The organism is Pseudoalteromonas sp. PAB 2.2, from assembly GCF_001938575.1.
GTDB lineage: Bacteria > Pseudomonadota > Gammaproteobacteria > Enterobacterales > Alteromonadaceae > Pseudoalteromonas > Pseudoalteromonas lipolytica.
On the sequence record NZ_LYPI01000007.1, the window covers coordinates 532,702 to 557,428 of the forward strand.

21 protein-coding genes are annotated in these 24,727 nt (G+C 40.4%); 14 read left to right on the forward strand and 7 right to left on the reverse strand.

Annotated features, from left to right (window positions below):
- Nucleotides 1–11 precede the first annotated feature (11 nt).
- The 4 genes from BWD47_RS02800 (at nucleotide 12) to ppiC (ending at nucleotide 2,468) form a co-directional block, all read left to right on the forward strand.
- Nucleotides 12–1,034, forward strand: coding sequence for a zinc-binding dehydrogenase (locus BWD47_RS02800; RefSeq protein WP_036972794.1), 1,023 nt, complete (start codon nucleotides 12–14; stop codon nucleotides 1,032–1,034).
- Nucleotides 1,035–1,060: 26 nt separating this feature from the next.
- Complete coding sequence (locus BWD47_RS02805) at nucleotides 1,061–1,435, forward strand: thiol-disulfide oxidoreductase DCC family protein (protein WP_256719192.1); 375 nt, start codon at nucleotides 1,061–1,063, stop codon at nucleotides 1,433–1,435.
- A gap of 112 nt (nucleotides 1,436–1,547) precedes the next feature.
- Nucleotides 1,548–2,126, forward strand: a complete 579-nt coding sequence (locus tag BWD47_RS02810) for a lysoplasmalogenase (RefSeq protein ID WP_178387076.1) — start codon at nucleotides 1,548–1,550, stop codon at nucleotides 2,124–2,126.
- A gap of 63 nt (nucleotides 2,127–2,189) precedes the next feature.
- Nucleotides 2,190–2,468, forward strand: coding sequence for a peptidylprolyl isomerase PpiC (ppiC, locus tag BWD47_RS02815; protein WP_065979131.1), 279 nt, complete (start codon nucleotides 2,190–2,192; stop codon nucleotides 2,466–2,468).
- 484 nt (nucleotides 2,469–2,952) lie between these two features.
- Here ppiC and BWD47_RS02820 read toward each other — a convergent pair whose 3' ends face one another.
- From BWD47_RS02820 to BWD47_RS02830, 3 genes are all read right to left on the reverse strand, one after another.
- A complete protein-coding gene (locus BWD47_RS02820) occupies nucleotides 2,953–3,525 on the reverse strand; it encodes a hypothetical protein (protein ID WP_143474468.1) in 573 nt (190 codons plus the stop codon).
- Between the two features lie 427 nt (nucleotides 3,526–3,952).
- Nucleotides 3,953–5,359: a YfcC family protein gene (locus tag BWD47_RS02825; protein WP_036972786.1), complete on the reverse strand. Its 1,407-nt coding sequence runs from the start codon at nucleotides 5,357–5,359 to the stop codon at nucleotides 3,953–3,955.
- 161 nt (nucleotides 5,360–5,520) lie between these two features.
- On the reverse strand, nucleotides 5,521–6,741 hold the full coding sequence (locus BWD47_RS02830) for a Xaa-Pro peptidase family protein (RefSeq protein WP_075593328.1): 1,221 nt from the start codon (nucleotides 6,739–6,741) through the stop codon (nucleotides 5,521–5,523).
- Between the two features lie 129 nt (nucleotides 6,742–6,870).
- Between BWD47_RS02830 and BWD47_RS02835 the strand changes: the two genes are divergently transcribed.
- Nucleotides 6,871–7,950 carry a Xaa-Pro peptidase family protein gene (locus BWD47_RS02835; protein ID WP_065979135.1) on the forward strand — a complete coding sequence of 360 codons (1,080 nt, stop codon included), beginning with the start codon at nucleotides 6,871–6,873 and terminating at the stop codon, nucleotides 7,948–7,950.
- A 4-nt stretch (nucleotides 7,951–7,954) separates the two neighbouring features.
- Here the strand turns inward: BWD47_RS02835 and BWD47_RS02840 are convergent, their stop codons facing one another.
- Both BWD47_RS02840 and BWD47_RS02845 read right to left on the reverse strand, forming a co-directional pair.
- Nucleotides 7,955–8,563 (reverse strand): flavin reductase family protein, encoded by a 609-nt coding sequence (locus BWD47_RS02840; protein ID WP_074989134.1) that lies wholly within the window; start codon nucleotides 8,561–8,563, stop codon nucleotides 7,955–7,957.
- Nucleotides 8,564–8,574: 11 nt separating this feature from the next.
- On the reverse strand, nucleotides 8,575–9,321 hold the full coding sequence (locus BWD47_RS02845; protein WP_075593329.1) for an SDR family NAD(P)-dependent oxidoreductase: 747 nt from the start codon (nucleotides 9,319–9,321) through the stop codon (nucleotides 8,575–8,577).
- Nucleotides 9,322–9,745: 424 nt separating this feature from the next.
- On the opposite strand from BWD47_RS02845, the gene ppc reads away from it, so the two are divergent.
- The gene (ppc, locus tag BWD47_RS02850) at nucleotides 9,746–12,391 is read left to right on the forward strand and encodes a phosphoenolpyruvate carboxylase (RefSeq protein WP_075593330.1); all 2,646 of its coding nucleotides are present in this window, start codon (nucleotides 9,746–9,748) and stop codon (nucleotides 12,389–12,391) included.
- Here ppc and BWD47_RS02855 read toward each other — a convergent pair whose 3' ends face one another.
- On the reverse strand, nucleotides 12,392–14,428 hold the full coding sequence (locus BWD47_RS02855) for an ATP-binding protein (RefSeq protein ID WP_075593331.1): 2,037 nt from the start codon (nucleotides 14,426–14,428) through the stop codon (nucleotides 12,392–12,394).
- Nucleotides 14,429–14,825: 397 nt separating this feature from the next.
- On the opposite strand from BWD47_RS02855, the gene BWD47_RS02860 reads away from it, so the two are divergent.
- Nucleotides 14,826–15,143 carry a hypothetical protein gene (locus tag BWD47_RS02860; RefSeq protein WP_227006865.1) on the forward strand — a complete coding sequence of 106 codons (318 nt, stop codon included), beginning with the start codon at nucleotides 14,826–14,828 and terminating at the stop codon, nucleotides 15,141–15,143.
- A gap of 155 nt (nucleotides 15,144–15,298) precedes the next feature.
- A complete protein-coding gene (cdd, locus tag BWD47_RS02865; protein WP_074989138.1) occupies nucleotides 15,299–16,231 on the forward strand; it encodes a cytidine deaminase in 933 nt (310 codons plus the stop codon).
- Here cdd and udp read toward each other — a convergent pair.
- Nucleotides 16,220–16,975, reverse strand: coding sequence for a uridine phosphorylase (udp, locus tag BWD47_RS02870; protein ID WP_065979140.1), 756 nt, complete (start codon nucleotides 16,973–16,975; stop codon nucleotides 16,220–16,222). The two genes, cdd and udp, sit on opposite strands and share 12 nt — an antisense overlap.
- A 144-nt stretch (nucleotides 16,976–17,119) precedes the next feature.
- On the opposite strand from udp, the gene BWD47_RS02875 reads away from it, so the two are divergent.
- From BWD47_RS02875 to BWD47_RS02900, 6 genes are all read left to right on the forward strand, one after another.
- Nucleotides 17,120–17,899, forward strand: coding sequence for a DUF2189 domain-containing protein (locus tag BWD47_RS02875; protein WP_036972774.1), 780 nt, complete (start codon nucleotides 17,120–17,122; stop codon nucleotides 17,897–17,899).
- Nucleotides 17,900–18,189: 290 nt separating this feature from the next.
- On the forward strand, nucleotides 18,190–19,299 hold the full coding sequence (locus tag BWD47_RS02880; protein WP_036972773.1) for an arginase family protein: 1,110 nt from the start codon (nucleotides 18,190–18,192) through the stop codon (nucleotides 19,297–19,299).
- A 126-nt stretch (nucleotides 19,300–19,425) separates the two neighbouring features.
- Complete coding sequence (locus tag BWD47_RS02885; RefSeq protein ID WP_075593332.1) at nucleotides 19,426–20,124, forward strand: ABC transporter substrate-binding protein; 699 nt, start codon at nucleotides 19,426–19,428, stop codon at nucleotides 20,122–20,124.
- 124 nt (nucleotides 20,125–20,248) lie between these two features.
- Complete coding sequence (locus tag BWD47_RS02890) at nucleotides 20,249–21,541, forward strand: hemolysin family protein (protein ID WP_036972771.1); 1,293 nt, start codon at nucleotides 20,249–20,251, stop codon at nucleotides 21,539–21,541.
- A gap of 75 nt (nucleotides 21,542–21,616) precedes the next feature.
- Entirely contained in the window at nucleotides 21,617–23,287 is a 1,671-nt protein-coding gene (locus tag BWD47_RS02895) for a hypothetical protein (protein ID WP_075593333.1), read from the forward strand.
- Between the two features lie 265 nt (nucleotides 23,288–23,552).
- Nucleotides 23,553–24,644: a 6-phosphofructokinase gene (locus tag BWD47_RS02900; protein ID WP_083633628.1), complete on the forward strand. Its 1,092-nt coding sequence runs from the start codon at nucleotides 23,553–23,555 to the stop codon at nucleotides 24,642–24,644.
- The last annotated feature ends 83 nt before the right edge of the window (nucleotides 24,645–24,727 follow it).

Sequence of the window (24,727 nt, forward strand, 5' to 3'; positions counted from 1 at the left end):
CAGAGTATTAAATGTCACATATTCAACAAACTACAGATCTTCCGTCAACAATGCGCGCGCTAGCAGTGGTTGAGCCCAATGACGCTATTACGTTATCTGAGCTTTCTGTGCCAGTACCGAGTCCTGAAGGGAACGAACTTTTGATTAAAGTTGAATATGTGGGCTTAAACCATGTTGATGCTAATTTTGCAAAACAAGGTTTTTGTAAATGGCATTACCCGCATGTATTAGGCCATGATGCTGTTGGGGTGGTTGTTCAGGCAAATAAAGGTGTATTCCCTGGTGTTGGTGCACGCGTTGTATGGCACGCCAGTCTTGGCGACCAAGGTGTGTTATCTGAATACACAACGGTGCCAAACTATGCTGTATCGGTTGTGCCAGATAACGTATCACCTGCAGACGCTGCAACCTTACCTTGTTCAGGTATGACGGCATTAATTGCCCTTGATAAGTTGCAACTGAGCGAAGGGGATTCACTGTTTATTGATGCTGGTGCTGGCGGAGTTGGCCAATTTGCTATTCAATTTGCTAAGCAACGTGGTGCAACGGTGTTTACCACCGCCAGCAAACACAATCATAAGTTACTTAAGCAATTAGGTGCAGATGTCGTGTTTGATTATAAAGACCCTAAACTTGAAGATAAAATTCGTCGTGAACTAGGGCCGCAAGGCTTTGATGCTGTGCTTGATTGTATTGGTGGTGATACTACCATTCGTAACGTTGAACTAATGCGCTTTTGTGGCCATATTGCATGCTTAAACGAACTCCCGAAATTCGAACAAGAACTGATGTTCAGACGCGCACCTAATATTGGTATTGTGTCGCTTGGTGGGGCTTGGCTTGCTAATAGCTTATGTGCACAGCAAAAGTTAAGTTTTATGGGCAATTTATTACTCGATAATGCAGCGCGTGGTGAGATAAAACTGCCACAAATCCATGCCGTTGACTTTAGTGCCCAAGCGGTTTCTGATGCACTGAATAAACAACTTGCTGGTGGCTTCACTGGGAAACAAGTTGTGCAAGTAAGTGGTTAAACTTGCATACTCACTGCCCAGTCATTTTGTTTGATGGTCAGTGTAATCTGTGCCATTTTTGTGTACGTTTTATTCTTCGCTTTGATAAACAGATAACCTTTAAGTTATGCCCAATGCAAAGCGATAAAGGTGAGCGTTTATTAAAAGCGCATGAAGTTAAAGATCCTCTTTCCTCAATGTTAGTGATTGATAAAAACCAGCTATATAAACAAAGTGATGCTGTGTTATTTATCGCAAATGAATTAGGGTTTCCATTCTCAATTGCTAAAGTGTTTTATCTGCTCCCAAAGGGCTTTCGCGATCATATTTATGATTGGGTAGGTCGTAATCGCTATCGTATTTTTGGTAGACAAACTCAGTGTAAGTTACTGAGCGAAAAACAAAAGCAGCATTTTTTATAAACATTTAAAGTAAAGCTTGCTATTCTCATTATTGGGAACAAACAAAAATAATAAGAATATGAACATTCTCTTTCTAATCCTTTGCACGTTTTACATTGCTTTACTGCTATTTATGCCTGCATTATCTCAACCCTCTATGGCGGTATTTAAAGCATTGCCTATCGGTGTGTTGATTGTGATGGTGTTAAAAGCACGCAATCAGATACAAAATCGCATTTTGATCACGCTATTATTAGCACTTAGCTTTTCGGCACTCGGTGATGTGCTACTAGCCCTTGATACAGGGCAGCTTTTTATAGGCGGTTTAGCGGCATTCTTTGTAAGTCACGCTTTTTATATCATTACCATGTTACCAATTAAACACTGGCGAATAGAAGTCGTATTACTTTATCTCTTTTTTGCAATCATCGTTTTTTGCTTATTCTATCCAAACCTGAATGACATACTCATTCCCGTGCTTTTTTATATGTTGGTGCTCACCATAATGGCAAGCCTTACTTGGATGACGGATAAATCGAACGGTTTTTTAGTCTTAGGTGGGGCAGTGTTTGTTGTATCAGACTCTATTCTTGGCCTTAATCGTTTTTATTTTGAAATTGTGCATGCAGATATCGCAATCATGTGTAGTTATTATTTAGCGCAATTTTGTTTGATTAAAGGGTTCTTACCGGCAATAAGCAAACAGAAATAGCCGCAGTGGCTCAGTTTAGTTTGTCGTGATAAAATACCTGCGTTTTAATTTTCGAGATTCCCCATGGCCAATACAGCACATGCATTGCATATTTTAGTTAAACATAAAGAGCAAGCTGAAGATATCATTAAGCAACTTAAAAAAGGGGCTAAGTTCCAGACCCTCGCTAAAAAATATTCAACGTGTCCGTCAGGTAAAAAAGGCGGGGATTTAGGCGAATTTAGACGCGGGCAAATGGTACCGCAGTTTGACAAAATTGCATTTAGCGGCGAGATCCTTGAACCGCATTTAGTGAAAACCCGCTTTGGTTGGCATGTAATTAAAGTGCTATACAGAACCTAAAGTTTAAAGCCTTAGCATTTAAATCATTATTGGACATAAACGTGTTGAGACGATGAGCAGTTGTGTGCCAACTACTGTCATTCGTAAAGCCCTGTTAATGGGAAAATATAGTTGGCTCTAATAGCGACGAAGTAGAAAAAGCCACCTGTTTTTTGTCCTTATTGATTTACCTTGTTATGTAGCTAAACTGTCAGGGCTTCAATTTAGCCAGCCAAATGGTGATAAGCACAGGCTAAAGCCCAAGCAATTAAACCAATACCAATTAGAGCGAGAACACCTTTTCCTCTACTGCTTGATACATCTGCACCACAAACAGGGCATTTAAAATGTGAATAATTGCCTGACACCTTAACTTCTATAGGATTGATCTTACTATCACATTTTTTGCACTGCTGACTCAATTATTCACCTGCTACATAACGCCCCAACAAGAGTCTAAAATTGTTGTTTAAAATCAGCGAGGTACTAGCATAGCCAACTGATTTTAGTCCTGCTTAATTGACTTGTTAGGAGTACTTTTCGACTTAGCCTTTGATAATGTAATCTCTTGGTCTAGTTTGGTAAAATCCCAATCAGAAAAGTCAACGCTTAAATTAAAGCCATCAAGTTGTTCTTCCCAAAGCTTATCACTACTCTTATCTGACCAAGTAACACTGAAACTAAGAGCTTCACCGTCTGGGTTGCAGACAAGTGTTTTCGGTTTTCCCGAAACAAATTTTTGCGATGTTATTATTTCACTTTCCGGCTCACATGGGGTAAAAAATAAAACTGCAGCACTAAGAGAATAGTCATCATTTTTATACGCATAAATAACATGATCTTCAGTCTTGTAGACTTTACGGAGTATACTTCTGCCTAGAGCATCAACATACCTTATTTGAATTCGTCTGTATTCATTGTGCCATACCCATTCATGTTCTGATTTATAATTTAATTCAGCTTTTAATTTTTGCGATTTTTCGTATTCCAGATACCCCAAATACGTTCCAACAATAACAGCGGCAGCAATCAACAAAAGAAGAAATACTTTTATAATTTTAATAATTAATTTGCCCAAGACACCCAACTCTATGTATTTCCAACATGTTTATAGCGAGCGAATCGTACGTATTTCTACCACAGCGTCGCTCGTTTTTCTGAATGACTCATTTGTAGCAAACTTCTTAACTAATTGCCATTACTACTAAAATGCAGTAGTCCTAGCTTTTGCCTCAGGACAAAAACGAGCGATTGTGTTGCTTTCCTGACTATGCAAGCAATATACCTTGACGAAATAGAAAAGCAATTGTGAACGGCCGAAGTTCACTATTTTTAGAAATTCTCCTAAACACGTCTTGGGGCTGAAGCGAGTTGCGGCTTATGGTCAGGTTTTGGCACAGGCTTGTCCTTTGACTCCAACTCCATTTTATCCAAAAATGTGTTGTTACAAAGAACTCAAAACATGTAAAAAAAGCGCCTAGGGCGCTTTTTTAATATCAACTAGCTTAATTTAGTGTGGGTTGCACATCTAGCCCATAACCAAACATAACTGCGATTACCAGTACTATTGATGCGGCAGCCATTAGTTTGATAAGCAGTGGTAAACAGAATCTAAACCAATGGCCGTAGGGTACGCCAGCCATACCTAAAATACCCATAAGTACGGCATTGGTAGGAATGATCATATTTGAGAACCCATCACCAAATTGGTAAGCAAGTACTGCAACTTGACGTGGCACACCGACTAAATCTCCTAGTGGTGCCATTAGTGGCATCGTGACATAAGCTTGACCAGAACCTGATGGAATAAATGTATTTAATACAGTTTGAATCACTAACATGCCAATCGCTGATATTTCGGCAGATACATAAGACAACGGTAACGACATGCCATGCACTAAACTATGCAGAATCTGACCATCCTCTAAAATCAGCGCAATACCCCTTGCAACACCAATCAAAATTGCGGTTGTTACTAGGTCTGACACCCCCTCAATAAATTTATTGGCCGCTTCATCAGCAGATAACTTGCCTAAAATGGCTACAACGACACCCCATGCGATAAAAACACCACCTAGCTCATATAAATACCATCCTTTTGATGCGATACCCCATACTGCAATTGCAAGGGTAATAATAAAGCTACCTAAAATAAGTTTATGGCGAAGAGCAAGTGTTGGATAACTTGCAGCCGTTTGATTTTCAAGCGGGCAAGGTACACCTATCATCATCGACTTAGACGGATCATTGGCCACCATTTTGGTGTATTTCCAAACATGATGAAAACCGATAAGAACAAATGGAATGAAGATGGCTAAACGTAACCATAGGCCAGAGTAAACAGGAATACCTGCAATTTGTTGTGCTATTAATACGGTGAAGGGGTTAAATGCCGATACACCATACCCAATACCATAGCCTGCGACTATCATACCGACTGCGGTCATCGCATCGAGGCGCATTGCTTTACACAGCGCAACTAAAATAATAACAAACGGGATGTACTCACCTGCAGTACCAATACTGCTCGATGCAAGTGCAAAGCAAAATACCACCATAAATATTAAACGCTGTGGTTTTTCACCGTGGCGCTCAAGTAAGCGACCGATTAGTGCATCAACAGTACCTGTTGCGCGTGCTATGGCTAATACACCCCCGACGATTAATACAAAGAAAATTACATCTTGTGCCGCGGCAAAAGCGCGAGGAATTGCTTGTAATAAATCCCAAGGAGTTAAATAGTGACGTTCTGATACTGTTTGATAAGTACCCGCAACGACCATTTCTCGGCCTGAGTCACTGAGTGTTGTGCTGAAGAAACCCTGTGGTACGAGCCATGTTGCGATTAAAGCAATGACCATCATACTGAGTAGTAAAATTAGCGTGTGGGGAACTTTAAAATGCAAACCCATTTATTCTCCATAATATTTTTATAGGTAAAATTCTTGAAATAATACCATGGCTTAGACAAAAAAGGTGACCGAAAAGTAAGCGTATTGTGAACTAATGTAATATGTGAAGCGCATAAAGACAGGGAAAGAGGCAGGCCACAATACAGTGGCCTGAATAAAACTTATTTACCTAAGCCAAACGGGTCATCAATGCTGTGTGCCGGTTCTGTAAACCAACATGGGCCCGATTCTGTCATGTAAAAGTGATCTTCTAATCGAATACCAAATTCGTCAGGAACAACAATCATTGGCTCGTTACTAAAGCACATACCCTTAGCAAGTTTAGTTGTATTACCCCCAACTAAATAAGGCCATTCATGAATATCTAAACCAATGCCATGACCTGTTCTGTGAGGACATCCTGGTGTTTGATAGTCTGGGCCCATACCATTAGCTGCGAGATATTGCCGTGCAGCATCATCAACCGAGCCGCAACTAGCACCAATTTTAGCGGCGTTGAATGCAGCTAATTGTGCATTTTTTTCATGTTGCCAGAACTCACGTTGGCGTACAGTTGCATCTCCAAAGACATAAGTACGTGTAATATCAGATAAGTAATCATGTACTTTACAACCTGTATCAATCAACACCACATCCCCTTTTTTAAGGGTTTGTGGGTTCTTTACACCATGCGGGAAAGACGACGCTACACCAAATAATACAATGCAGAAATAGTTTCCTGGTGCGCCTACTTTTTGGTGTGCTTTTTTAATAAAGGCTTCGACTTCGGTGGTTGTTATCCCTTCGTAGAGCATACTTGCAGTGGCTTTATGAACTTCAAGAGTCATATCCATAGCACGTTGCATAAGAGCAAGCTCATTCGCTGATTTATGCATACGGCAATGCGCTGTAACACATTGGGCATTAATGATGTTGTAATGGCTGTTGGCTTTATTTATCCCATCATAAATAAAGAATTGCGCGCTTTCATCTATACCAATCGTAGCATTTTTATCGATACCCATTTCACACAGTACATCAACACACAATTGATACGGGTTTTCATGTTCTTGCCAGCCGCGTATTGGACCGTCAATCACCATAAAATCATTTAAACTACCAATTTCAAAATAAGGGGCGATGTATTCAACATTGCCTTTCGCAGGTAAAATAGCGCCAACTAAACGTTCACTTGCATACCAACGCATTCCAGTAAAATAAGCAAGGTTGGTTCCTGCATTCAGATAAATTGCGTCTATATTATTGGCTTGCATATAGGCTTGCGCTGCGCTGATACGGGCTAAAAATTCATTACTTTGTATCGGGGTTAAATCTGTTGTCATATCTGATAAAGAAGCCAGAGCTTGCTCTGGTGACTGAATACCGATGCCATATGTTGTCATTGTTTACTCCTTGGTTTTTTCACATTGTGACCTGAGTGCGTAACTGGATGCAAATTCACTGCGACTAATCGCATCTAATTCGTTTTTAAATCGAATGCTGCTAGCATGCGCAAAAAATAAGGAGTGATGATGCAAGCAAACTACCTACAAAGACAAGCTGAATTTAAAGCCCGACTCGAACAGCAAGGCTATAGCGCCATGTTAGTTCTTGGTCATGAAAATATTCGTTACTTAAGTGGTTTTAGTGGCAATGCCGCCTACGCATTGATCACAAAGAACGACTGTATACTGATAACCGATTATCGCTACCATCAGCGTGCTATTGCAGAGACTTCGGGGTTTGATGTGGTGTGCCGTGACCGTGATACTGAAAGTCTTGGTGACTGCATCAACCGTCATTTAGCTGCTAAAAGTCATGTTGCTTTTGATGCAAGTTATATCACAGTTGCAGTATGGCAAGATGTAGAAAAAGCGCTAAGTAATCACACGTTAGCCCCGGTTACTGGTCTTATAGAACAGCAAAGACGTGTTAAAGATGCTTGGGAAGTTGAGCAGATTAAAGCGGCTGCAGCAATCGCGGATCAGGCTTTGGCAGAGACTTTACCTTACTTCAAAGAAGGGGTTACTGAGCGTGATTTAGCCTTAGAACTTGAATACCGAATGCAGAAGCTAGGATCCGAAGGCATGTCTTTTGCCACTATTATGCTATTTGCTGAACGAACAGCGCTGCCGCATGGTAATCCGTCTTCACAGGTGTTAAAACACGGCGACTTTATCACCCTTGATTTTGGGGCTGTGGTGAACGGATACCGCTCCGATATGACACGAAGCTATATACTAGGTGAGGCATCAGATAAACAAATATCGATTTACAAAGCTGTCGAAGAGGCGCAACAAGCATCACTTGCGCTTGTTAAGCCCGGTATCAACTGTTTGGCGTTAAATGCGGCATCACAGCAAGTATTAGATGATGCAGGATATGGAGAGTATGCAGGTAAAGGACTCGGGCATGGGCTAGGGCTTTTCTTACATGAAGTGCCTTTTATTAATACCTTGACTGATTACACCCTTGAGGTTGGTAATGTGATAACCATAGAACCTGGCATCTATATACCAGGTTATGGTGGGGTGCGTTTAGAAGACGATATCGTCGTTACTGACACAGGATACGAAGTATTAACGCACGCACCTAAGCCATTTATTATCTAAGCCACTATTTTTTAGCGTACGCTAAGCGGGCAAGTCGTTCAGTCGTGTGATAACTATCGAGCCCGCTTACTGCGACGGTCTCTAACGATTCGATATCGACAAACCCATCGTTGTCTATACTGTGTTTATCAAGGTGAATAGCAGTAATTTCACCAATAATGAGTTCGGTGCCATTGATTTCAAGGTGGTGGTGCTCTTTTAACTCAACGCCATATTTAAGCCGGCTGTCTTTCACGTAAGGGGCTTTGAAGTCAGCGAGATATTCTGCTTCTAAACCCGTCGCAATAAACTCAGATTCCGCTTTATCATAGCGTGCAGATGTTTGGTGTGCCTGTTGATAAATTGTTTTATTAACGTGGTTAATCGTATAAAACCCCGTCTCTAAAATGTTTTCTAATGTATGTCTAGGCACAGAATGTGGACGGATTATCATGCCTACCAACGGCGGGTGTGCGCCTAAATGAAACACTGAGCTGACAATGGCTAAATTTGTATGCCCTTGATTATCTTGTGTGCCAATTAAATTAGCACTTTTGAACCCCGATAAACTATTAATGAAATGGGCTCGGTATCGACTGTCTAAATTTTCAATGGTGTTTTTTGAAAAGTACATAATTTTCCTTGTTACCAATCAATGGTTTTTCCCTGCCAATCAATGTAAGCAGGATTATCTAACTGAGATAAAAAATGAGTATCTGCAACAAACTTATAAAGCTGCTTAGCAACAAATTCTGGTGTAAAAAGCTTATCTGCTGGGACATTGGCTTGAAAAGGTTTAGATAAAGGTGTGTCTGTTGTGCCAGGATGAAACAGCACACAGTGGTTATGTTGAAAACGACGTTTGATCTCAATCGCAGCCGATTTAAATAGCATGTTAAGTGCAGCCTTTGAGGCACGATAACTGTACCAGCCACCCATTTTATTATCAGAAATGCTGCCGACACGGGCACTCAGTGCACAGATAACACTCGGTGTTTTACGGTTAAGCAAAGGTACAAAAGCATTAACGCAAGCAATCGGTAATAAAGCATTCGTTTTCATACTGTCGATGAAGTGTGCCTGCGATATGTCTGATAATTTACGCTCTGGAGCATGATCCGAATTATGCAGCATGCCATTGAATATCATTAGTTGCGACAACGGGGTGTCGTAGCGTGCAAGCTCAGTTGCCACAGCGGCTAAACTGGCATCACTGTAATCAGTGATAAAGTGCTGATGGCGCACATTATGTTGAGTTGTGCTATTAAAACTATTGTCAAAATCACTTCTGCTCAGAGTCACAATGATGGCATCGGTTAATTCATTGTGTAGCTCATTAAAGTAGGCTTTTGCGATATCACTGCTTGCGCCAGATAAAATAATTAGTTGCATTTTTAGCTCGATTCTAAATTTTTTAAAAAATATTTTTTCTCGTTCAACATAAAAAAATCGCTTAAGAATGGGCCGTTTTTTATTCTTAAACTAAAAACGAAAGACATAATTCAACATCTAAAAGCTTTACCAACTGTTTTTTGAACACGCCTTTATTTACACGGATTTTGCCTAAAATATTGGTAAGTCCATTTTACCAATTGAATGGATAAAATATGGTTTGTTAAGGCTAAGCTGCATAATTATTACGCTTTTATGTTTATATATTGGTTATTCTTTTTTACGAACATGTTAGAAAATTCGATCTATTAAATTGACGCTGACAATGATATTAATAGAAAGGATCAGTATTTTGTAGGCGTTTTGCTTAGCAAAATACTGTGCAGTAAGTACTTTCAACTTAGTAAAAGAAAGGAGTATGAGAATGAGTGAACAATACGCTGCACTTCGCGGTAATGTTAGCATGCTTGGACAAATGTTGGGTCAAACGATTAAAGATGCACAAGGACAAGCCATTTTAGATAAAGTAGAAGAAATTCGCGCTTTATCTAAATCGTCACGTAGTGGTAATGAAGCCGACAGACAGGCCCTTATTGATGTACTACACGCTCTCACAGACGAAGAACTATTACCGGTTGCACGCTCATTTAATCATTTTTTGAACCTTGCTAATGTTGCCGAACAATTTCACACTGTGTCACGCTTTAATGATGTTGGCTTTTGCCAACTTAATCCTCTCACTCAAACATTAAAAGCGTTAGCAACTGCGGCAAATCAATGCCACATTGATATTAATCATTTAGCCGAAACTCTCTCAAAACTCCACATTAATTTAGTGCTCACCGCGCACCCTACAGAGGTGACGCGTCGTACTATGATTAACAAACACGTTGAGTTAAGTGATTGCTTAGCGTCATTAGAGCGCAAAGACAATCTACCTACAGAGCGTGCAGAACTTCTTAACCGTATAGAGCAGCTAATAAGCCAAGCATGGCATACGGATGATATTCGACGTTCACGCCCGACCCCTATTGATGAAGCAAAATGGGGCTTTGCCGTGATCGAAAACAGTCTATGGCATGCTGTGCCACGTTTTCTGCGTGAATTTACTGATGAGGTTAAATCTGAACTCGATTTAAGCTTACCAATTGATTACAGCCCGATAGAGTTTACATCGTGGATGGGCGGCGACCGTGACGGAAATCCATTTGTCACCGCTGAAGTGACGCAACAAGTGCTTGACCACGGTCGTTGGATGGCTCTCGATTTATATTCTCGTGATATTGAAACCCTGAGTAACGAACTATCAATGTCAGATGCAAGTGATGAGCTCATTGCGCTGGCAGGTCAAGAATTCGAACCATACCGTGCGGTGCTGAAAAACTTAAAAAATCAGATTGCTGAAACAGTTACGCACCTTGGTGCAAAAATTAAGCGTAAACGTACAGATTCTGAGGATTTAATTACCGACATAGCACAAATAAAACATCCCATTGAAGTGTGTTATCGCTCGTTAATTAAAACCAACATGCGAGTGGTTGCTGACGGTTTATTACTTGATGTGTTACGACGCATAAATAGCTTTGGTTTACGCCTAGCTAAGCTAGATGTACGTCAAGATTCGTCGCGCCACAGTGATGTGTTTTCTGAGTTAACACGCTATTTGGGCTTGGGCGATTATCACCAATGGCAAGAGGACGATAAGCAAGCTTTCTTACTTGCTGAGTTAAATTCGCGCAGACCGCTTATTCCTAAGCATTGGAAACCGAGTCCCGATGTTCAAGAAGTGCTAGATACCTTTGATGTTATTGCTGCACAAGATGCGCACACCTTCGGTTTATATATCATTTCTATGGCACGGACTGCGTCTGATGTATTAGCTGTGCAACTGCTTCTAAAAGAAAGTGGTTGTAAGTTTAAATTACCCGTGGCTCCTTTATTTGAAACGTTGGATGACTTAAATGCGGGTAAAGATGTTATCGAATGCCTACTTGATAACACTTGGTATCGTGGTCATATACAAAACCAACAAAATGTCATGATTGGCTATTCAGATTCTGCGAAAGATGCGGGCATGATGGCTGCTGGCTGGGCGCAGTACGAAGCCATGGATAAACTTGTTCAACTTGCTGAGCAACGTGGCATTGAGTTGGTATTGTTCCATGGACGAGGTGGCACCGTGGGACGCGGAGGCGCTCCTGCGGCGCAAGCACTGCGTTCTCAACCACCGGGTTCATTAAAAGGGGGACTGCGTGTTACTGAACAAGGCGAGATGATCCGCTTTAAGTTTGGTCTGCCTGCCGTTGCGCTACAAAGTCTTAATATTTATGCTGGTGCAGTGCTTGAAAGTAATTTGTTACCGCCTCCTGAGCCTAAGAGTGAATGGCGTGATGTGATGCAGCTTATTAGCGCCGAGTCATGTGAGCATTACCGCGATGTGGTTCGTCATGATGAAAACTTTGTTCCCTATTTTAGAATGGCGACGCCAGAGCAAGAGCTTTCAAAATTGCCATTGGGTTCACGCCCTGCGAAACGAAACCCACATGGCGGGGTAGAAAGTTTGCGTGCAATCCCATGGATTTTTGCATGGAGCCAAAACCGCCTAATGTTACCGGCTTGGCTTGGCGCATTAAGAGGTTTACAAGCTGCACTAGATAAGTACGGTATTGAAACCTTGCATGAAATGAGTTTGCAATGGCCATTTTTCCGTGCGCGTTTAGAAATGCTAGAAATGGTATTTAGTAAGGCGGATAGCTGGTTAAGCGCACACTATGATGATGCGTTAGTGACAGATCAATATAAACCGCTCGGTGTGAAGTTACGCCAAGAACTTAATGAAGCAATTGAATTGGTTCAATCATTGAGTCCACAAAAAAGTTTACTTGCTGATCAACCGTGGATCAAAGAGTCTATTGCTTTGCGTAACCCGTACACCGATCCACTCAACTTGTTACAAGTTGAATTACTACGTCGCTCGCGTGAAGCAGATGCTAGTTCAGCGGGTGATATTGATAATGCACTCATGATCACCATGACAGGGATTGCTGCGGGTATGCGTAATACCGGTTAATCACTCTTCATCTACTAATCGTACGTCGATTGGTAAGGTAATTATAAACCGTGCGCCGTGATCAGATGACTCGGCGCATATTTTGCCTTTTAAGTTATACTGCACTGCGTTAAAAACAACATTTAAACCCAGCCCCAAATGCTGGCTACCCATATTGGATGTGTAAAAGGGGGTGAAAATTTCTTTAAGAATTCCGTCTTCAATTCCTACACCGTTATCTTGATAGATAATATCAACACACTGCGCATTCTGCTTAATTACAATGTCTACTTTGCCTTCATCACGGTCAATAAACCCATGTTCGCAGGAGTTAATCACCAGTGTTTTTAAAACATCACCTAAAATAGAGGGGTAAGACATAATCGTGACATCATCACCACTCACTTCGTAATAAATATGTTTTCCTAGATAGATACTCAGCGGTTCTAATCGGTCGTGCATATACTCAAGAAGCACAATATTTGACATCGGTTTATCAAGATTAATAGAGACATTGAGCGATTTAAATTCTTCAACAATGCTGGCGAGTCGATTAACACTACTGATCACCAACTCTTTTGCACTGCTGGTATCATTTATAAACTCGTGGAAATGCTTGCTGGTTAAATTCCGGTTTTCAAACTTATCAGATAAGCCCGTTAAGTATTTATCTATTAGCGAGCTGGCTGTCACAATGGTGCCTATCGGGGTATTTAATTGATGCGCCATGCCTGAGACTAATGACGTAAGCGACGCTATTTTTTCGATTTCTATAAGATGGCTTTGTGTATCGTGGAGGCGTTTGAGCGTGGCTGCGAGTTTATGTTTTTGTCTGTTAATACTTCGTATGGCTATAAATGAGCCGATAATAATCAAGAATAGACACATCGAGATGGCAATTGTTAAATCTTGGAATGCTTTTGCTTTGGTTGCTTTTATTTGCTCTGTTTTGGTTAGTTCAGAAATTCTCACTTCTTTTGCAGCTAAATCAGCTTCGGCTAAGGCTTTGGTTAAATTAACACTTGCCTGACGTTTCAAAGCGACCGTTTGTATGTCGTTGTACTGTTTATAAGCTATCAGTGCATTTTGATAATTGCCTTGTTTTTCATAGAGACTTGCCGTGAATTTTGCGACTTCTAGCTGTGTTTCAAAATGCGTATATTTATCAGAATCGAGATCGATTGATGTGATCAAACTAATTGCGTGTTCAATTTTACCTTGTGCTTCATATGTCGCTGTAAGCGCTAAAATAGCACTCATGTATTCACTGCTTACATCATGCTCTTTTATTAAATCAACGGCGTTTAATAACACGTTTTCAGAGGCTTCTAAGTCACCTAGCAGTCGAAGAATTTTGCCTTTCAGGACTAAACTTATACTCTGGTGTGTGATGTAGTCATGCTTTTCTTGCAAAATGAGTAGCCCATCTAAAACTGCCATCGCTTCATCGTATTTTTTAAGCCCAACCAGTGCGGTCGCAATATTCATTGATGCAAACGATTCGTTGAGTGTTTGATTATTTGTTTGTGCGTAGAGTTTGTAATTTTCGAATGTGGTTAATGCTTCTTTAAAGCGTTCTAATTCTAAGTAGATAAGCGCTATATTGTTTTCGACTTGATAAACAAGAAGTTGATTTCGTTGTCTCGCAAAGGGAATTGCATCGTTATAGTAGTTGAGGGCTTCTTCGTAAAGGCCAAGTCGTGAATAGATTCCACCAGAAAGGTTGTAATACCCATACATTAAACTCTTTTCACTCAGTCGAGAGACCATGCTTTTGTATTCTACCACTGACTGCATCGCATCTTCGAACTGATTGTTTTCAAATAAAAACCAGGTTTTGTAGTTGGTAATCATAACTCTTTGTTCGAGTGAAAAGTCATCTGTTTCGAGTAAAGAGTTGACTAAATTGAGCCCTTCGGTTGGGGAGTGTGCGTAGCTTTCCCTGATTGTATTGCGTATTTTTTCAAACTCATCTGCTGTTTTAACGTTAGCTTGACCCGCAACGGGGAAGCTAAACACCAGCAGACTAAACAAAAATGTAATGAGTACTCTGGCCATGCATGAACTCAATAGATAAAAAATAAAGTATTAATACCAGAATAGTTCATACGTTCGATTTCGTTCAGGTACAAACTGTATATTTTATTAGTAATGTGAATTATCAGAAAAAACGTATTGTTGGTTAGGAAAAATTACAGGTATCTAACAAGTAAACACAACGTGAAGTATCGCTACAGATATTTAATTATTATCTAGCACTAAATTATTATTTACTTGTCTGGTCTGACCTATTTTATTGCTAGGTGTTGACTCAGTTGTAGATATCAATAAAATAGCGCGGCTTTCTCATTCAGCCTAGATTAAGCCCATTTAAAAATTACCCACAGACTTTTAGAGTAACTTTATGACCAATGTGTCTACTTGCATCACATATGATGCATCGACGTCGCTTGTAATGATGACGTTAAGAGGGATGGCAAGTGCACAGGATGTGATAAATTTTTACCAAATAGCCCATCAATACTCTTTATTGTATGGATCAGATAAAATTTTGGTCGATGTATCCGAGTTAACCCATAACTTTGAGCCTGCAGACTTATTTACCATTATGCCCGTTGTTGCAAACACTTTAAAGCGAGCTGTAATCGCAATTGTGGTCAGTTTTGATGGGTTTATGCATGACCTGTTTGTGCAAAAGGCCAAGCGTTATAACGTGCATGCAGAAAATTTCGAATGTTTTCAAACAGCAAAAAATTGGCTTATAGAACAGTAATCTCAAAATGTGACATACACACCTGGTTCTACTTTAAAGCTGCAGATAATTAGCCTATTAAATCGGGACATAATTGAGCTTTGCACGCCTTAGAGTCTAGTAATTACGGGCATAACCTTTTACACTGTATAGCCAATTAATAATTATAATTTGTTATGACAGCAAGTAGTAAAGAACTGAGCCAAGAAGCGCTAAATTTAGCGTCATTTAGTTTTTCTTTAGAGCAAAAAACAGCGCTTTTTACTCAGTTAAAGCAGCAGCGCGGTATTCTATTTCAGCGCGATATTATTGCTCTGTGTAATGAGCATAAACTCACAGAAACACAGTTACTTAAAGCGTGTGTACCCGTTGCGAGTTTATTTTCTGTTGCGCCTATATCGCAATTTTATGTCGGTGCAATTGTACTGGGTATTAATCAGCAGGGCGAAACTCAGTTCTATTTTGGTGCGAATGTTGAGTTTACCCATCAAGCATTAAGTTTAGTTGTTCATGCAGAGCAGTCAGCGATAAATAATGCCTGGCTAAATGGGGCAAAATCAGTCATTAAAATTGCAATTAGTGATGCGCCGTGTGGTTATTGCCGCCAGTTCATGAATGAGCTAGACACAGCCGATTCGCTTGAGATACTCCTACCAGAAAAGCACTTTAGTTTGCATGACTTACTGCCTAATGCGTTTGGTCCTAAAGACTTGGGTAATGAAATAAGTCTTATGTCGCAGTCAGCGAGTACGCATCAATTTTCAGGTATTAGTAACGCGTGTGATGAAACACTCATTAAAACAGCATTAAATGCCTACGTGCCTTATACAGGGAATTTTAGCGCCGTTAAAATTAGTACGTATCAAGACGGTGATTTTTATGGCAGTTACGCAGAAAATGCGGCATATAGCCCCAGTTTGTCACCTTTACAAAGTGCGTTGAGCCAGTTTTATCTTAGTGGATTAAGTTTTGACGATCAGACGGTTAAGTCAATCACTTTACTTGAGACAGAGGACGCGAAAAATCAATTAGAGGTGGCGAAAGCAGTGCTGGCAAGCTTTGAAAACCCACCAGCATTTGAATACATTACAGCGGCTTTAATTAAGTAATAGTTTGGCCGCTTCAATGACGACGGCGACCGACTTTTTCTCGATCTCGCCGTGGTCTACATTAGGGATTTCTTGCTTAGTTCTATTTACTAATACCCCAGCTACACAGGCTGCTCTGAGGCCTAAAGCAGCACACATAGTAAAGAGTGTTGCCGATTCCATTTCATAATTCATGACACCAAGTTTTTGCCACTCTTCACAACTACCTTGCAAAGCACGTGGTACATAACCTGAATAGGTATCGTAGCGTTCTTGCCCAGGATAAAATGTATCACTCGATGCCGTAATACCAATATGATAATTGATGGCTAAGTTATCGCAGGCATTAACCATTGCTCGTGTGGCAAAAAAATCAGAAACCGCAGGGTAACTTAACGGGGCAAAGTGTTGGCTTGCTCCATCTAAACGCACAGACGCTTGGCTAATTAAAATGTCACCTTCGTTAATATGTGGTTGAATGGCTCCGGTTGTCCCAATGCGTAAAAAAGTATCAACCCCGAGTTGTGCTAATTCTTCTACAGCGATTGATGTCGAAGGTCCACCAATGCCAGTCGAACATACCACAACGCTGTGGCCATTTAGTTCACCACGATAAACATGAAATTCACGGGTTTTTGCTAAGCATTCAGGGTTATCAAGAAAGGTTGAAATACGCGCTGAGCGGTCAGGATCGCCAGGAACGATTGCCAGAGTGGCACCTTTTAAGTCGTCACGTGAGAGTCCTAAGTGAAATACCTTTTCCATTTTTGAACCTTATTTTTATCTAAAGCGTAATACTTAAATCATCTGCTTGTAAAGTACAGGACAGATGTCCTATTTAGGGTGAAGGTTGCAAGAATCGAACAGATAACCTAAACCTAAAGATGTAATGATAAAAGAGGATATATTATGCCTGCGTCATCTTCTATGAGTAAACATCAACAATTTGCCCGCTGCTTAGAAAGTTCACACGTATCAGCCTCGGCGCCTTTTCACTGGTTGTCTTTGGCGTTTAAAGATATCGCTAATGCACCCATATTAAGTTTAGTTTATGGTTTAGTGTTCACCCTAATACCCGCTACGATTATGTACTTTGTGTATCAATTTGATACCCATCTTGTGATTTTACCGGCTGTTGTTGCCTTTGCATTAATTGGTCCTGCATTTGCGGCAGGCCTATATGATGTTGCTTGGGAGCTTGAAAAAGGGCATAAACCAACTTTATTTCATAGCTTAAAATCAATGTTTAGAAATCCTGCTGGTGAATGGGGATTTGCTTTTTTACTCATGGTGATAATGATTGTGTGGATGCGATTAGCTGCACTTATCCATGCCTTGTATCCAAACGTTGTGAACCCAAGCTTTGAGCAATTATCGGCATTTTTAACCTTAGGCACGATTGTCGGTGGTATTTTACTTGTCACTGTGTTTGCCATTTCGGCCTTTACGCCGCAAATTATGATGGAGCGTCGTGTGGACTTAATGACAGCGGTCATCTCGTCTATTAACGCCGTTAAAACAAACGCGGCAGCAATGATTGTGTGGGCTGGGTTAATACTGTGCTTGGTATTTGTCGGGTTCATCACTGGCACGGCTGGTTTTATTGTCATTATGCCTTTACTTAGCTATGCAAGCTGGCATGCGTATATTGCGGTGATCAAGACTAAGAAACCGCGAGGCTACGAATAATGAGTATTCACTCTGCATGAATATAAATCTAGTGCAGTAATCTCACCGATTGCTGCACTATTTGACTTTAACTTAACGCATGTTATACCTGCCTCATTAGATTGTTTATTTAATTCATAAGCAAATTCAACTTTTCTGTTTGAGAAAATAAATCTATTAAATTCAATGAGTTGTTTTTTCTAATTTTCATGCGCTGTTTAATACTAGGCTTATCTAGTTTTGAACTTTGTGCTAAATGCATAAATTTTTGTTAGCGCATGATTATGCAGATAATTATCAGCGGAGTAGATATGAGTAACACACAAAAAGCATTCCACGAAAAATTAAGTCACTGCCTTTGTCCACCAGGAGACGGTGTTTTTACAGTTAATACAGCTAAAGAGCGTAAGGATGCCCTTCGTACCAAGCTTTATGGTCAAACAGAAAATGTTGATGTGCTGTGGAAAGAATCACTCGAGACATTAGCAGACTCTGAGCATAAAGCCGTTATTTTAGGGATTAGTTCAGATTGTGGCGGTGGTATTTTACGTGGGGCCAATTGGGGACCGCTATTTTTACGTTCGACATTAATTGATCAACAGCCTCAAGCACGTGCTTTTGATTTAGGTGATGTGCGTGTTATTCCACATTTATTGCATGATAAATATTTGAACGATGCAACGATTAGTAACTGTCAAAAAGCGTTGTATGCTGACGAAAATAGTGAATATCATGTTTCACCACTTTCTATTACAGAAGATGTATGTGATGGCTTTTATGCACACTACCCAGAAAAAGGGATTTTTGGAATAGGGGGCGACCATTCAATTAGTTACCCGTTAACCAAAGCGTATTTAAAAGCAAAACGCGATGCAGGTAAACGCACTGCTATTATTCATTTTGATGCGCACACCGATCTATTAGTTGAACGATTAGGGATTGATTTGTGTTTTGGCTCGTGGTGCACACATATTCTTGAGTATTTACCCGCTCCGCGTAACTTGATCCAATTTGGTATTCGTTCAAGTGGCAAACCAAAAGCGCATTGGGAATCAACATTCGGTGTGAAACAGCATTGGGCGCATGAAATAATCGAACGCGGCGCAAAAGCGGTTGCAGATGAGGTTATTGCACAACTTAAAGCAGACAATATTGATGAGCTATACGTGAGTTTCGATATAGATGCGCTTGATGAAAGTTTCGCTTCGGCTACCGGTACGCCAGAAGCGGGGGGATTAACCCCTCAGCATGCACTGGATATTTTGGTGGCGTTAGCTGATGAGTTTCCAATCACAGGGGCTGACATGATGGAAATAGCCCCCTTTACGGACAGTTCGTTGATTGGTCAAACAAGTTCAGAAACAACGTTGAGAGAGGGTGCAAAAATCTCAGCATTTTTAATCGGTGCAATGAATAAATAATACGTCAATAATGCAAGGGCCTGTGTATTAGGCCCTTGTTCTGGTCACAATTGTTAATTCTATTTCAATAATGGCTACATCACGCTATATTGATAGTTAATAATCATATTGTGGTGTTGTTGCTGTATGCGCAATTTACTAATTTTGTCTTTGTTGCTTTTAATATTTCCTTGTTTTGCAGCAATTACAGTAGTGACTGAGAACTTACCAAATTTTCACTATCAAAATGAAAAAGGCGAACTTGTTGGTACTGTCGTTGATAAAGTAAAAGCAGCATTAACGCGCAGCGGCGTTAACTACACACTATCGGTTAACCCTTGGTCTGTTTCATACAATGCAGCACTGCGTGACAGTAACACCTGTATCTTCTCTATGGCGAGGCTTCCAGTCAGAGAAACGCATTTTAAATGGATTTCCAAGCTGTCTAACTTTACTGTCTCGTTTTATAGCTTCAAGCCAGAGCATATCAATATTGCAAATCTGGGTGATGCGAAGCGATACCGTATTGCCGTTTTAAAAGACAATTACAGTCATATTTATTTAGCAGAACATGGTTTTAATGAAAATAACCAACTCATCTTATTAAATAGTTTTGACAACATATACGATATATTAAAAAGCCGTCGTAATAGTATCGATTTAGTGGTGCTCAGCGATGAACAATTTAACTTCGCGCTCCAGCAAGACCCCTCACTCTCGTCATTAAAACCTGTTTATGAAATCCCAGTGGGAAGCCAAGAATTGTATTTTGCATGCAATAAAAATATCAACAATTCAACCTTGGAAAAATTAACCAACGCCTTTGCATTTGACGATAAAAAATAGCACTTGTTGATTGCATTAAAGTCGCTATAATCAGCTGCTTTTTGACCATTCTTGCAAAAGTGTAACGTCTAAAAAGTACAGTGTATTCAAAAGATTGAATGCGATTCTATATTTAGGAGCTGCAATGAGTGATTTACTCATTATTATGTTATTAATTTTGATTAGTGCGTTATTTGCGATGAGTGAGATAGCCATCGCTGCATCACGCAAGATCAAATTGCGCGTTATGGTTGATGAAGGTAGTAAAAAAGCGCAGGCGGTTTTAACACTGCAAGAGCAACCAGGTGCTTTTTTTGCGATGATTCAAATTGCGCTGAACGCCATCGCGATTTTAGGCGGGATAGTGGGTGAGCAAGCCTTATCACCTTACATTGAACAAATTTTGGTCATGGTCTACCAAGGGCCGTTGCTTAGTCAGATAAGCTTTTTAATCTCGTTTTTTTGTATTACGTCGCTCTTTATCTTATTTGCAGACTTGCTACCCAAACGTTTGGCGATGATCATGCCGGAAGTGGTCGCAGTGAATGTTGTTTCAATCATGCGCTGGGTAACTTTTGCGCTAACACCGTTTGTGATGTTTTTTAATGGCACCACTAATTTCATTCTGCGTGCTTTTAAAGTGCCGGCAGAACGAGAAGACATAGTAACCACAGAAGACATTGTTGCCATGATGGATGCAGGTGCTGAATACGGAAGTTTACAGCAGCAAGAGTATGAGATTATTGGTAATGTCTTTGACTTAGAAGCTCGCTTTTTATCGAGTGTGATGACACCGCGAGATCAAATTGTGTTCTTCGATGTGAAAGCCGCTGCGGATGATGTCGCTACAAAAATTATTGAACACCCACACAATCACTTTTTAGTGTGCGATGGCAGTTTAGATAAATTAATTGGTTCGGTCGAATCAAAAGATATTTTGCGTAAGGTACTCAAGGGTCAAAATGCTGACATAGATGAGGAACTGATCAATAAGGATATCTTTTATTTACCTGAAACCCTCAGTTTGTCAGAAGCGTTAAATACTTTTAAAACCGCCGCTGAGCCGTTTGCTGTTGTTGTTAATGAATACGCATTAATGGTTGGCATCGTCACGGTAAAAGATCTAATGAAAGGCTTTATGGGAGACTTAATATCTCACCAAGGTGAGGAGCTTATCATCAAGCGTGATGCAAATTCGTGGCTGGTGGACGGACTTACGCCAGTGGTTGAGCTGGCAAAAGTACTTGAGCTTGAAGATTTTCCTGATCAATCTCATTTTGAAACTGTTGCGGGCTTTTTAATTTACACAATGAAACGTTTGCCTAAGCGCGCTGAGTTTATTCATTATGGCGGCTATAAATTTGAAGTTGTGGATGTTGAAGGGGTGAAAGTAGAGCAGTTACTTGTTTCTCGATTATCATCCAGTGAAGGCGCATAAGCGCCTTTTCCTTTCATTTAAAGTGGCATTAATTGTCTGTATACTGAGGGAGTTTATTATAATTTAAGACTTTCTATGTGCCTTTTTAAAATTGTTTATGGTGCCTTTCGTGCTGCACTGCTTGTTTTTTTCTTACTATTATCTTTTTTTAGTTTTGCAGTAAAACCTACTAACCAAACTCTTGTTATGGTCGGGGGCGAGCTGGCTATGTGTTCAAGTGCAAATAGTCAACACTGTACAAGTGAAGAGGCAATTTCAGGTAAGCAATCAAGGTTGTTCAAAATTACCCGTGAAGCAATCAAAACCGTTAATCAATCGTGGCCGACTAATAATAAAGCGAATAAAAAAGCGGTTAATACCTTATTAAATACACTTGTAGACACTCATTCTAAATCAATGAGTAAAACACAGTTGCTATGGGCATGGCGTGATACCAATAATGAGCTATTAAGTGTTTTACATGTCAGCGAATTCAACTATGTGTTAGATATGCTAGAGATTGCTGTCGTCGATCAGCAGCAAAATAGAGTAAAAGAACGTGTGTTTCCTGCTTATAATGTGGAGTCTTCAAGCACAGATATCCTTGACTTTGTTGCTGCGAGTATAAAAGTAAACAGCCAAACCCCGAAGGTTTTGGTGATCACCGCATCTAGCCGCGATCCTTATGCGAGTGCTGATTATTATGAGTCATTACTTAATCATAAAGGTATTCAAGCAGAGTGGTTACCTTTAACGCCCGCGTCAGCGTATGCCCTTGTTAATAATAAGTGTAATGAACTCAATACATTGCGCCAAACCGAAATGCACTTATTTAATCGAGAAAAGGTGTATAGAGATAGAACAGACACCGAACAGGCCTTTTGCCAGCAAGGTATTAACGCATTACATAAGCAGTTAAACACGGCCACCGCGGTGATATTTAACGACGGTGATCAAGCACTTGCTCAGCAGGTATTATTTACTCGTTCTGGCGAGGCTTATCCGTGGTTTACAAAACTTCAATCACGCCCTGTTATCATGGGGGTGGGCAGTGGCAGTATCTTACAAAACGGTGGAGTTTCTGCACAAGGGAAAAAATCGGTGATGGTTTTGCAAGGTGACAGTCTGTCTGCTCTTAGGCAAGGTGGCACGAACTATGACTGCATTGGTTGTGAAATGAAAGAAGCGAGTGACGTTTTAGTTTATTCAACTAAAAGTGGCCTTGCGACATTTGAATATGGCACTGTTGATAGCCATTTTAGTGAACGTAACAGAACCATGCGCCTTGCTAGGCTCCTTGCCGACACAGGACAAAAATATGGCTTTGGGATTGACGAAACAACGGCCTTAGTGTCGATTCGCTCAGCAGACACAGCCTTAATGACCGTCATAGGTAAAAATGGCGTTGTTCATATTGAGTCAGCGGGGAAGCAGAGCAGCAAACTCAGTTATTGGCCAGCAGGCGCAGTTATTGATGTCACTGACAAGGGCTTTAGTTTTGCTAAACGCAGTGTTGATAATGCCTTGCCAAGTATGACAATTCCTCCGTTACCACTGCAACGATTTGGCGGTATTTTCAGTGAAGCCAAACTCCGTTCATTACTGCAAGCCATGTGTTTAACACAAGAACAACAGGCGGTTGCTCAACAAGATGAGTTTTTACTTAACTTAGATGCTACAGAGCAAACTCATTACTATCGAATTAACAAAAGTCGCTCTGGTTGCGGCGTCGAAAACCTTTCATTTAAAGTTAAAACGTTTAATTAATCGCTAAAATGCACAGAGGCTTAGCCTATTTTCATGTTTAGAAAATGGGCTAAGGTCTTACTTTATAATTACAAAATTCAACATAGTCAGTATGTTACTTTTCTTACGTTTAACTAAGTCGCACACCTATCTAGCACATTTATTTGATTCTTCTACACATCGTTTTAAACATATTAAAAAGACATGCTCATTGATGTAAGTCATACGCGTAATGCTTAAATTTAAGCTAACCTGTAATGAAAATAGCTGAGTGGTTGATAATGCGATGAAAAAATTACTGTTATTAACGAGCGGAGGAGATTGTCCAGGACTCAATGGGGTGATCCGTGCCATTGTAAAAGCGGCTGCACATGATGGAAATTGGCAAGTCTATGGCAGTCGACGCGCTTACTGTGGTGTGTTAGAGATACCGCACGATATTATTCATCTTTCTGATGACGTTGTTGCTGGCATACATGTTCGTGGTGGTACTATTTTAGAGACGGTTAATAAAGGCAACCCTATCGCATTCCCGACAGACATAGAGGGTAAGCGTGTGTTGGTCGACCGATCAAATGAATTAATCAACGTAATTAGTGAACTAGGCTTTGATGCGGTTATTAATATTGGCGGTGATGGGTCCCACAGAGTGTCTCAGCATTTATATGAACGCGGGTTAAACATAATTGGTGTACCAAAAACCATTGACAATGATTTGTTTGGCACTGATTACACCATCGGTTTTCAGACTGCGGTAGACACCGTAACCGAAGCTATCGATCGGTTAATCCCGACAGCTCAAAGTCATAATCGCGTTATTATTACAGAAGTCATGGGGCGAGATGCAGGCTGGATTTGCTTACATTCGGCAATTGCAGCAGGCGCAGAAGTTGCGCTTCTTCCCGAAATTCCTTATTGCATAGAGACGATTATTAACAAGCTACAGACTCGTTTCGATAACGGACATGGCTTCGCTAATATCGTAATTTCTGAGGGTGCAAAACCAATTGAAGGTGAAGTTGTGAGTCACCAGTCTACTGAATTTGGCTACGAAAACCCTGTATTAGGAGGAATTGCAGAGCAATTGGCAACGCGTATTAAAGCGCAACTCCCGATAGATGTTCGTGTGACTGTTTTGGGTCATATTCAACGAGGAGGTACCCCTAATGCATTTGATAGGGTGCTTGGTGCAGAATATGGAGTATTGGCTTTTGAGCTTGTTGAACAAGGCAAATTTGGTTTAATACCGGTTCATAAAAACGGTGAAATTAAACCAATCAGTTTAAAAGAAGCAACATCACAATATCGGGCTATTCCGCTTGAGCATGTACTTATTAAAACAGCCAGAAGTATGGGCATATGCTTAGGTGATACCTAGGAAAATGGCGTGTTCATAAGCCGTGTCTTATTTCACTAAATGCTGATTCTAAAATTGTTGTTTTAGCCTTGTTCAAAATTCAT

What these genes read in the sequence shown, in the direction of transcription:
- BWD47_RS02860 (WP_227006865.1), top strand. Translation starts at nt 14,826, where the DNA reads ATGATGACGTTAAGAGGGATGGCAAGTGCACAGGATGTGATAAATTTT.
- BWD47_RS02810 (WP_178387076.1), top strand. Translation starts at nt 1,548, where the DNA reads ATGCCTGCATTATCTCAACCCTCTATGGCGGTATTTAAAGCATTGCCT.
- cdd (WP_074989138.1), top strand. Translation starts at nt 15,299, where the DNA reads ATGACAGCAAGTAGTAAAGAACTGAGCCAAGAAGCGCTAAATTTAGCG.
- BWD47_RS02885 (WP_075593332.1), top strand. Translation starts at nt 19,426, where the DNA reads ATGCGCAATTTACTAATTTTGTCTTTGTTGCTTTTAATATTTCCTTGT.
- BWD47_RS02875 (WP_036972774.1), top strand. Translation starts at nt 17,120, where the DNA reads ATGCCTGCGTCATCTTCTATGAGTAAACATCAACAATTTGCCCGCTGC.
- BWD47_RS02880 (WP_036972773.1), top strand. Translation starts at nt 18,190, where the DNA reads ATGAGTAACACACAAAAAGCATTCCACGAAAAATTAAGTCACTGCCTT.
- ppiC (WP_065979131.1), top strand. Translation starts at nt 2,190, where the DNA reads ATGGCCAATACAGCACATGCATTGCATATTTTAGTTAAACATAAAGAG.
- BWD47_RS02890 (WP_036972771.1), top strand. Translation starts at nt 20,249, where the DNA reads ATGAGTGATTTACTCATTATTATGTTATTAATTTTGATTAGTGCGTTA.
- udp (WP_065979140.1), bottom strand. Translation starts at nt 16,975, where the DNA reads ATGGAAAAGGTATTTCACTTAGGACTCTCACGTGACGACTTAAAAGGT.
- BWD47_RS02830 (WP_075593328.1), bottom strand. Translation starts at nt 6,741, where the DNA reads ATGACAACATATGGCATCGGTATTCAGTCACCAGAGCAAGCTCTGGCT.
- ppc (WP_075593330.1), top strand. Translation starts at nt 9,746, where the DNA reads ATGAGTGAACAATACGCTGCACTTCGCGGTAATGTTAGCATGCTTGGA.
- BWD47_RS02825 (WP_036972786.1), bottom strand. Translation starts at nt 5,359, where the DNA reads ATGGGTTTGCATTTTAAAGTTCCCCACACGCTAATTTTACTACTCAGT.
- BWD47_RS02900 (WP_083633628.1), top strand. Translation starts at nt 23,553, where the DNA reads ATGAAAAAATTACTGTTATTAACGAGCGGAGGAGATTGTCCAGGACTC.
- BWD47_RS02855 (WP_075593331.1), bottom strand. Translation starts at nt 14,428, where the DNA reads ATGGCCAGAGTACTCATTACATTTTTGTTTAGTCTGCTGGTGTTTAGC.
- BWD47_RS02835 (WP_065979135.1), top strand. Translation starts at nt 6,871, where the DNA reads ATGCAAGCAAACTACCTACAAAGACAAGCTGAATTTAAAGCCCGACTC.
- BWD47_RS02845 (WP_075593329.1), bottom strand. Translation starts at nt 9,321, where the DNA reads ATGCAACTAATTATTTTATCTGGCGCAAGCAGTGATATCGCAAAAGCC.
- BWD47_RS02895 (WP_075593333.1), top strand. Translation starts at nt 21,617, where the DNA reads ATGTGCCTTTTTAAAATTGTTTATGGTGCCTTTCGTGCTGCACTGCTT.
- BWD47_RS02800 (WP_036972794.1), top strand. Translation starts at nt 12, where the DNA reads ATGTCACATATTCAACAAACTACAGATCTTCCGTCAACAATGCGCGCG.
- BWD47_RS02840 (WP_074989134.1), bottom strand. Translation starts at nt 8,563, where the DNA reads ATGTACTTTTCAAAAAACACCATTGAAAATTTAGACAGTCGATACCGA.